This window comes from Streptomyces shenzhenensis, assembly GCF_003688995.1.
Lineage (GTDB): Bacteria > Actinomycetota > Actinomycetes > Streptomycetales > Streptomycetaceae > Streptomyces > Streptomyces shenzhenensis_A.
On record NZ_PENI01000020.1, the window covers coordinates 164,356 to 173,277 of the forward strand.

An 8,922-nucleotide genomic window follows, 5' to 3' on the forward strand; every position below is an offset into this window, starting at 1 on the left:
CGTGTATCAGGGCCCGGATGTACCCTCGGGCGCTTCGGTCGGGGAGCCCGGTCCTTCACCGTTGTCCGGCGTGACGGGCGTCGGCGGGTCGAACCGGCGTAGCAGGTCCTCGGCTGTTTCGTAGCGGTCCTGTGTCTTGATGATCTCGGAGATCTGTTTGGCCACGATCGTCCGGCGGGCGTCTCCCTGCGCGAAGCCCATGGCGTCGAAGAAGTCCGCGAGGTGATCCGCAGCAGTCCCTTCCTGCGCGGTGGGAGCGGGGTCTTCCCCCAGGGGTTCCTGGGCGGTCGGCTCCTCGTGCTGCTGTGGCACGAGATTGCGCAGCCGTTCGGGAATATCGGTGTCGTTGGCCGCCGAAGTGAGTTTCGCGAGCAGGCCCAGGTCCGCCACCGTCCTTTCCACGTGCTCATCGTTCTTGGCGAGCCACCAGACCACCGCGCTGCCGGTGTCCTTCAGTACGTCCTCGCCCAGGTACTGGCGCCTGCTCTGTTCGTACTTGCGCCGGTGCTCCCAGACCGCTTTGTCCTTGCGTACCTCGGCGAGCCTGTCCAAGCGCTCCTGGTCATGGTCGAGCAAGGTGAGGCTGATGTTCTCCGCCATGGCCTGGAGGTGTCCTGTGGGGTCCGGGCACATCCGGCTGAGGACACCGCTGAGCTCGTGCTGAACAAATGAGGCCCGGCCCGGTTCCCGTTTCTCGCTGATGGCGCGGGCACGGTTCAGGACCGCTTCGACGGCGAGACCCGCTGGATTGAGGACGGGATCGTTGCCGGGCGATGGAACGAGGTACCAACGCACGGTCGCCGAGAACACGAAGTAGTAGTCGTCCCAGCAACTGGGCAGTGCCACTTGGCTGACGTGGTACTCCGTGCGTTCCACGGGGGACGCCGTGAGCTGTTCCTCGAAGCTGACCGGCATGGACCCGCGCCGCAGCAAGGAGACCCGGAAGGCCGCTGCGGGGACAACGAGGAGGAGCAGGGCCAGTGCCACCCATGTCCACGCGGTCCAGCGCTGCGTCAGGCCGACGATGGTCAGCAGCAAGCCGCACAGGACGGTGAGGAAGACGGTCGTCGTCTTGCGTGCAGTCGTCATGATCGGGTCCCCCCGGCTGACACCGGCGGCACGGTGGCCGGGCAGAGGCCCTGGGCCGCGGTGATTTTCTGGAGGAGCATCGCGGTGGTTTCGCCGGCGCGCGCCGGGCCCGCCGGGGCGGTGCGCTCGGATTCGCGAGCGCTCGCGTACAGCGCGGCGAAGATCGCGCCCCGACTGTCCTGACACCGTTCGGCCGCACCGACGAGAACGTCGAGCAGAAGTTCACCGCGGCGTCCGGTGCCGTCGGCCGCTCGGTGGAACCAGCGCTCCGCATATGGCTGCCACGTCTCCGGCGGCAGCTCGGCCAGTACCGCATGCCAGCAGGTGGTCAGGGAGCCCTGTACACCGTTCTCCTCCACCAGCGCGCGTGCGGTGCCGGAGGGGTCCGTCAGCGGTACCGGATCGCAGGCTTGCAGGAAGATGTGGAGGTCGGGCGGCAAGAGGCCGGATCGTGCAAGGCAGTCGAGCAGCCTGCGGCGCAGCCGGCGGCTGCCGGCCACCAGGTCGCACAATGCCTGCAGGGCACGGGCCGGGTCGCGCTCGCGCCGGGCCAGGTAGTACAGCCTGAGCAGGGCCTGGTCCGGATGGCTGGACGCGACGACATCCGCGCAGATCTGGACGAGAACCTGTGCGAACTCTCCTCTGAGGCGCCGGTGAGCACACCACTGATAGATCCGTTCGCGGAACTCTCTGCCGTGAGCCGGATCGTCGAGACCACACGTGAGCGCGTGAACGGCGGCCTCCAACCGCGCCCGGCTCGCAGTCGTGGAACTCCAGCCTTCGGCGAGGGACGCCAGACCGTCCCCGCGCCCGGTCCGCAGATACTGCCCGGCGATACGCGCCACCAGATCGTCGCGAACGGCGGGGGTGATGTGCGGATCGTTCAGTTCCACGGCGCGTGCGGCCCAAGTACCCAGGTGGGGCCGTAGACCAGGCATGTGGTCCCAGAAATGCGCGCGGACGGCGGAGTCCCAGTCCAGCTCCGTGAACCGCACATGCCCGTCCGGCCCGGTATCGGCTGAGATCTCCGTGAGCCGTGCGGCAAGGTCCTTGTGCTGGAGCAACGGGAGCCCCACCGGCGGGGAATCGAGCGTGCGCAGCAAGAGGTCGGCCGCTCGGTGGATGACGTCGGCGTGAGCGCCATGGAGCATGGCGACGGTGATCAGCAAGGCCCGCTGGGGAGCCTCGCTCAAATCGGCGACGAGTGCGGCTGCGTCTTTGCGCCGGTCGTTCCCTGCACGTCGGGCTGCCGCGCACCACTGAGTGAACCCTTCACCCGGTCGAGCGGCCTCGCGGGCGCGGCGCACGAGGTCGGCAAAGTCCGCGATCTCCCGCATCGGCCTTCGCTCGGACAAGAAGTCGGCGACGGCGGGGTCGGGCTGAAGGTATTGCTCGTGCGGCAAGCCGTGCACGCGGAGGTGCCGTCGGAGAACGTGCTCGCCCTCAGGCCACCCGATGTGAACCCGGTAGTTCTGGAGGTCCGGGTCGAGGATGCCGTCGTGCGGCATGACGACGACAAGATGCGCGTGCTGTTCGTGGACGGCCCTACGGAGGGCGGAGAGGCCGTTCCGTGCCGTGGACCACTGCTGGTCGCCGACGGCGGACAGGTCCAGCAGCAACTGGTCCCCGTTCTCGACCAGAGCCGGATCCTGGAGGGGCAGTTCGTCTTCCTCATCGGGCAGGAGCTCCCGGAAAAAGCCACTGTCCTGGTGGTACTCACGCAGCAGCACGCGTGCCGCAGAGGTTCGCCCGCTGCCCCGGGGGCCGTCCAGGATGACGGTGCCGGTGTCGGCGAGCAGGGAACGGGCCTTGCCCATGCCGACAGGGGCAACCAACACCCTTCGCAGCCAGCAGAGTTGGTCATCGGCAAACCGCCGGAAGGCCGGTCTGCCCGAATCCTGCAACTGGGCGCCGACGTAGATGTCGCCGGTGCCCATGTGCATGAAACCGCGTGGGTTCTCGACCCGTGTGCCGCTGTGCGCACTCACCGGCTGTCGTCCTCGCGTCGATCCGGCTCACCGAACCGATGCTGGATGGCCCCATGGTTGTCGCCTTCGAAGTACGTCGTCCCGTTGCCCGAGATGTGCCGGTCACCCGAGACGTGGCGGGAGTTCTGGTAGATGTGGCCATTGCCTGTGTGGACGGGGCCATGGGAGTCCTTCACGACGGTGCCGCCGACGTCTCCGGTGAAGTCACGGCTCTGTACGGCCGTTCCGTGCACGTCTCGGGTCGAGTTGGTCATGGTGTCCGGCGGGCGCGACATCGAATCGGCTCGGGTCCGGTCGCGCAGCCCGGGAACCAGCTCGGCCACCAGATCGCCGATCCGTCGGACGCCTGTTTCCGTGTCGTGGGTGTCGAACGGGATGGATTGCAGGTCGGCGAGCCGAGCCAGTTCCGGCGGCAGGTCGGCCTTGTCCAGCCGGTCCGTCTTGCGGCCGTCCAGTATGGGAATGACCGCGAGTTCACAGGTGAACGCCTCCTCGATCTCCTTGCGCACCCAGTCCTCCGGGTCGTGCAGCCGCGCCCTGAAGTTCGTCCAGCCTGGCCCGACGACGGCCAGGAGGACGGAGCTGTGTCGCAGTGCGGTCAGCAGAGTGTCGGGGTAGGTCTCGCCAGGGGCTATGGATTTCGACGCACGGAAGATGCACTCACGACCGAAGCGACGTGACAGCTCCTGGTCGATCAGGGCGGCGGTCTTCTCCCCGTCCCCCGTACGGTAGTTGATGAACACTTCGTTCACGGCGATGTCTCTCCTCTGGACGTGGACAAGCGCGATAACGTGCCGAGCCGCGGGCCCAGCTGACGTACCGAAGGGTGATCCGAATAGCGGGCCAGGACCCGGGCCAGGCGCCGGAGGTCGGTCGTGACGGTCGCTGAGCGCACCGTCGCCACCCCGTCGAGCAGCGGGGCCGTCAGCGCACAGGCATGGTCGATCTCGCCGCTCGTGGCATAGGCGAGCGCCCGGCGTACGCCATACCGCACCTGCGTACGTACGGCGTCCTGGCCGACCTGGGCGAGTTGCCGGTTCAGCTCCTCGGTTGCCTCCCGTGGCCGACCGAGGTCGACCAGGCACCAGCCGGTGACCATGCCGACGGAATCGGGAAGATGCATGGTGCCTATCACCGGCTCATCGGAACTGCTCTGCTGGCGTGCGAGGAGTTCCCGAGCGCGGTCCAGAGCACTCAGACTGGCTTTGAGGTCGCCCGCAAGCGCATGCCCTTGCGCCTCACGTTGCGCGGCCAGTCCGCGGATGCGCGGGGGCAGCGTGCCGCTCTGCGCGCGACGGGCCAGGGCGACCGTCTGCTCGGCGTCGTCCCGGTACAACGTGACCAGGGCCCGACGGACCAGTGCGTAGCCGGCCAGGGCCCGGTCACCGCCGGCGGCCGCGAGGTCGACCGCCCGCTGCGTCCACCACAGTGCCCCCCGTTCGTCCCCGGTCTCCTGGACCAGCCAGCCGACGTACTCGGCGTACCGGGAGCCAAGCGCCAGCAGTTCCCGGCGGGTGCCGGTGCCGGCATCTGCGGACAGCTCCCGCAGGGTGTGTGTCTGCGCGATCAGGACAGGCAGGAGCAGACCGGGCTCCATGGTCTGGCCGAGTCTCCGGTAGTGCGTGAAGAGGGAACGGGACGCTTCGAGCATGCCGACACCCGCGGCCGGGGAGATCCGGCTACCGGCGTCCGATCGCCATGTCATCAATGAGGCGACGCCTGCGCCCATCATGTCTCGTCGGCCCATGGGCTGGAACCGGCTCGTGCCGTCCGGCGACAGCTGCATGATCCAGTCCTCCTCGTTGACTTCGCCCCGTGCCGGTCGGGCAGGTGTGTCAGCAGGGACCGTCGGTATCAGGGCGATCAGTGCTCCGTCGGCACTGAGGACGGCGTCGCACAGTCGGGCGAGGTCACGGCTGGGTGCCTTGAGGCCTCGTTCCACCTTGCTCAACTGCGCCTTGCTGTAATGCACGGCACCGGACAGCGCCGTGAGGCTCAGTCCGGCCTCCAGGCGCCGTTTTCTCAGTTCCTCGCCGAAATCGGTGGACGGCTGTGGCACGGGAACCTCCCAAGACCGTCCGTCCAGGCCGGGGTGCTGCACGAAAGAGTGCGGGAAGCCGGCCAGGACGGACAAGGTGATTGATGCTGTTTCCCGTTTCCTTCTCCGGTGGTGGGACGCAACATTCGCTGGGTGTCGGGTCGGGCGCAGGCGCTTCGGGTTGCTGGAGTGGGGTGTCAAGGAAGCGCTGACGCGTGCGCCGGAGCGCGCCCCTCGTGCGGGGAGTCGGATCGGTGAGCGGAGTGCGTCGGCGGCGATGAGTGACGTACGGCCCGGACGGCTGAAGGTCTGCCTCGGGGCGGCCCCCGGGGTCGGCAAGACCTGCCGGATGCTGGATGCGCCGCGCCGCGCGCGGGGCGGACGTGGTCGTGGGGTTCGCGGAGTGCCACGGCCGCGCCCGCACGGAGGCGATGCTCGACGGGCTGGAGACCGTTCCCCGGATCTCCGGCACCCGTCGCGGCGAACGGTTCGAGGAGAGGGACCTGACGGCGGTCCTCGCACGCCGGCCGCGGGTGACACCGACAACACCACCGGTCTCGGTCTGGGGCTCGCCCTCGCGCGGGGCCTGACCGAGGCCATGAACGGGACCCTCACCCCGGAGGACACTCCGGGCGGCGGTCTGACCATGGTGGTGTCGTTGCCGGAGGCCCGCCGGTACGCGGAGTCCTGGAACTGAAGGGCCCGGACCCCGTACGCCCCCGTCGGCGACGATGGCCTGCGTGCCGACGCCGATGGCCGTGCGGGCGTACGACGACGCCTCCGCACTCATCTCTGCCCCGGGAGACACCGGAGCTGTGGCGGGCGGAGGCCGAACCGGTCGGCGCGCTCGGCCGGCCGGGCGGACACGTCCATCCGGGCCCGATCATGCGCCGGACCCGGGTCGTGTCAGCACCTGCGTCATGCGGTGGCCGGCCCCGCAGTGGACGTCACCAACCCGGTCGGCGTCGTCATCCCCTGCCGGCCGGGCGGCTGGTCCCTCCGGGACACGGTGAAACGATACGCGCCGTCTCGCGTGCGATGCGGACCGAGAGCCGGCCGTGCTTCCGGCTGCTGTGACCTGGGTCACCGGTCTTCGGGCCGTATCGGTCGAGCGTCGTAAGAGGTCCGTCAAAGGCGTGCGGGCGGCCGTATGAGAGCCGTCAACGCACGACCTGATCCGGTCGATGAGGCGTTTTCCTCTATCCGTCCGTTTCTGTCGAACCTCACTTCAGGAGTTCGCGATGGCCGATGTGGCCTTCGTCGTCACCACGATCGCGGTGTTCGCGTTGGTGGCACTTGTCGCCAAGGGGGTGGCGAAGCTGTGACCGCCGAGAACATTGTCGGCCTGGTCGTGGCCGTCGCCCTGCTGGGTTATCTCGTCCTCGCCCTGATCTTCCCGGAGAGGTTCTGAGAGACACCATGAGTCCCCAACTTGCTGCCTTTCTCCAGCTACTGGCGCTCATATCCGCGCTCGCGCTGGTCTACATCCCACTGGGCACCTATATGGCCCGGGTCTACTCCTCCGGCCGGCACCTGCGCGTCGAGAAATGGATCTACAAGGGGATCGGTGCCAATCCCGACACGGAGATGCGCTGGCCCGCGTATCTGCGGGGGGTGCTGGCCTTCTCCGTGGCCGGTGTGCTGTTCCTGTATCTGTTGCAGCGTCTTCAGGGTGTGCTGCCGGGTTCGCTGGGTTTCTCCTCCGTCGGTCCGGCGCAGTCGTTCAACACGGCGGTGTCGTTCGTGACGAACACGAACTGGCAGTCGTACTCCGGCGAGCAGACCATGGGGCATGTCGTGCAGACGGCGGGTCTGGCGGTGCAGAACTTCGTCTCCGCCGCCGTGGGTATCGCCGTGGCTGTGGCGTTGGTGCGGGGCTTCGCCCGTGCGCGTACCGGGGAGATCGGCAACTTCTGGGCGGATCTGGTGCGGGGCACGGTGCGGATCCTGGTGCCGATCGCCGCTGTCGCGGCGGTGATCCTGGTGGCCTGCGGTGCGATCCAGAACTTCTCCGGGATCCACGGGGTCGGCCAGTTCATGGGCGGCTCGCAGCAGTGGAACGGTGGTGCGGTCGCGTCCCAGGAGGCGATCAAGGAGCTGGGTACCAATGGCGGCGGCTACTTCAACGCCAACAGTGCCCACCCCTTCGAGAACCCGACGCCGTTCTCCAACCTGTTCGAGATCTTTCTGATCCTGGTGATCCCGTTCGCGCTGACCCGCACCTTCGGTGTGATGGTCGGCTCGGTGAGGCAGGGGTACGCGATCCTCGCCACGATGGGCACCATCTGGGTCGCCTTCGTCGCCCTGATGATGTGGACCGAGTTCGCCCACCACGGCCCGGCGCTCCAGGCGGCGGGCGCGTCGATGGAGGGCAAGGAGGTCCGGTTCGGGGTCGGTGGTTCGTCGATCTTCGCGGTGTCCACCACCCTGACCTCGACCGGCGCCGTCGACTCCTTCCACTCGTCCTTCACCGGCCTCGGCGGCGGCATCACCATGCTCGGCATGATGCTGGGCGAGATCGCGCCCGGCGGCACCGGCTCCGGTCTCTACGGCATGCTGATCATGGCGGTGATCGCGGTGTTCATCGCGGGTCTGATGGTCGGTCGTACGCCCGAGTATCTGGGCAAGAAGATCGGCTCGCGTCAGATCAAGCTGGCGGCCGTCTACATCCTGATCACCCCGGCGCTGGTGCTCGTCTTCTCGGCGGCCTCCATGGCGCTGCCGACGCCGCCGCACTCGATGCTGAACTCGGGTGCGCACGGGTTCTCCGAGGTGCTGTACGCCTTCACCTCCGCCGCGAACAACAACGGCTCCGCCTTCGCCGGTCTGAACGCGAACACGGACTGGTTCAACACCATGAGCGGACTCGCGATGCTGCTGGGCCGTTTCCTGCCGATGGTGTTCGTGCTGGCGCTGGCCGGCTCGCTCGCCGAACAGCAGCCGGTTCCCGTCACCGTGGGCACCCTGCGCACGGAGAAGCCCCTGTTCGCCGGCCTGCTGGTGGGCGCGATCCTGATCATCACCGGTCTGACGTACTTCCCGGCCCTGGCGCTGGGTCCGCTCGCCGAGGGGCTGGCGTGAAGACCACCCGCAGAGAGAAGTCAGAGGACACCATGTCCACAGCCACTCCCACCAGGGCGCCGCACAGTGACGTGCCCACCGGGCACAAGCCGGCCGAGGGCCGGGTCGGTGCGGGTCTCTTCGATCCCAGGCAGCTCGTCAGGTCGTTGCCGGAGGCGTTCCGCAAGCTCGATCCGCGGGTGATGGTGAAATCGCCCGTCATGTTCGTGGTGTGGATCGGGTCCCTCCTCACCACCGTCTTCTCCTTCACGGACCCGGGGGACTGGTTCGGCTGGGCGATCAGTGCCTGGCTGTGGCTCACGGTGGTGTTCGCGAATCTGGCGGAGGCGGTCGCGGAGGGCCGGGGCAGGGCGCAGGCGGACACCCTGCGCAGGGCCAGGACCGACACGGTCGCCCGTCGGCTCAGTGCGGGGCGTGAGGAGCGGGTGCCGGGCACCGACCTGAGGATCGGTGACCTCGTGGTGTGCGAGTCCGGGGACGTCATCCCCGGTGACGGTGATGTGGTCGAGGGTGTGGCGTCGGTGGACGAGTCGGCGATCACGGGTGAGTCGGCGCCGGTGATCCGTGAGTCGGGGGGTGACCGGTCGGCGGTGACGGGTGGGACGAAGGTGCTGTCGGACCGGATCGTGGTGAGGATCACGACGCGGCCGGGTGAGACGTTCATCGACCGGATGATCGCTCTGGTGGAGGGGGCGGCGCGGCAGAAGACGCCGAACGAGGTCGCCC

8 protein-coding genes and 1 pseudogene are annotated in these 8,922 nt (G+C 68.3%); 5 read left to right on the forward strand and 4 right to left on the reverse strand.

Going from position 1 to position 8,922, the window contains the following annotated elements; translation table 11 throughout:
- Positions 1–6 precede the first annotated feature (6 nt).
- The 4 genes from CTZ28_RS47255 to CTZ28_RS28025 are packed head-to-tail and all read right to left on the reverse strand — an operon-like array spanning position 7 to position 5,136.
- Positions 7–1,089: a hypothetical protein gene (locus CTZ28_RS47255; protein ID WP_183154618.1), complete on the reverse strand. Its 1,083-nt coding sequence runs from the start codon at positions 1,087–1,089 to the stop codon at positions 7–9.
- Positions 1,086–3,077 carry a hypothetical protein gene (locus tag CTZ28_RS28015; RefSeq protein WP_259471840.1) on the reverse strand — a complete coding sequence of 664 codons (1,992 nt, stop codon included), beginning with the start codon at positions 3,075–3,077 and terminating at the stop codon, positions 1,086–1,088. The genes CTZ28_RS47255 and CTZ28_RS28015 overlap by 4 nt, the downstream gene beginning before the upstream one ends.
- Positions 3,074–3,829, reverse strand: a complete 756-nt coding sequence (locus CTZ28_RS28020; protein WP_121892481.1) for a toll/interleukin-1 receptor domain-containing protein — start codon at positions 3,827–3,829, stop codon at positions 3,074–3,076. Before CTZ28_RS28020 ends, CTZ28_RS28015 begins: the two co-directional genes overlap by 4 nt.
- On the reverse strand, positions 3,826–5,136 hold the full coding sequence (locus CTZ28_RS28025; protein WP_121892499.1) for a helix-turn-helix domain-containing protein: 1,311 nt from the start codon (positions 5,134–5,136) through the stop codon (positions 3,826–3,828). The genes CTZ28_RS28020 and CTZ28_RS28025 overlap by 4 nt, the downstream gene beginning before the upstream one ends.
- A gap of 256 nt (positions 5,137–5,392) precedes the next feature.
- Here CTZ28_RS28025 and CTZ28_RS28030 point away from each other — a divergent pair.
- The 5 genes and pseudogenes from CTZ28_RS28030 to CTZ28_RS28045 all read left to right on the forward strand — a co-directional run.
- A pseudogene (locus tag CTZ28_RS28030) lies at positions 5,393–5,651 on the forward strand (histidine kinase); the annotation flags it as partial.
- 50 nt (positions 5,652–5,701) lie between these two features.
- On the forward strand, positions 5,702–5,812 hold the full coding sequence (locus CTZ28_RS49670; protein WP_398656869.1) for a hypothetical protein: 111 nt from the start codon (positions 5,702–5,704) through the stop codon (positions 5,810–5,812).
- A 624-nt stretch (positions 5,813–6,436) separates the two neighbouring features.
- The gene (gene kdpF / locus CTZ28_RS28035; RefSeq protein ID WP_016434100.1) at positions 6,437–6,526 is read left to right on the forward strand and encodes a K(+)-transporting ATPase subunit F; all 90 of its coding nucleotides are present in this window, start codon (positions 6,437–6,439) and stop codon (positions 6,524–6,526) included.
- 8 nt (positions 6,527–6,534) lie between these two features.
- Positions 6,535–8,196 carry a potassium-transporting ATPase subunit KdpA gene (kdpA, locus tag CTZ28_RS28040; protein ID WP_121892482.1) on the forward strand — a complete coding sequence of 554 codons (1,662 nt, stop codon included), beginning with the start codon at positions 6,535–6,537 and terminating at the stop codon, positions 8,194–8,196.
- 32 nt (positions 8,197–8,228) lie between these two features.
- Positions 8,229–8,922, forward strand: a 694-nt coding sequence (locus CTZ28_RS28045) for a P-type ATPase actuator domain-containing protein (protein WP_472926672.1), incomplete at its 3' end; no start/stop codon positions are given.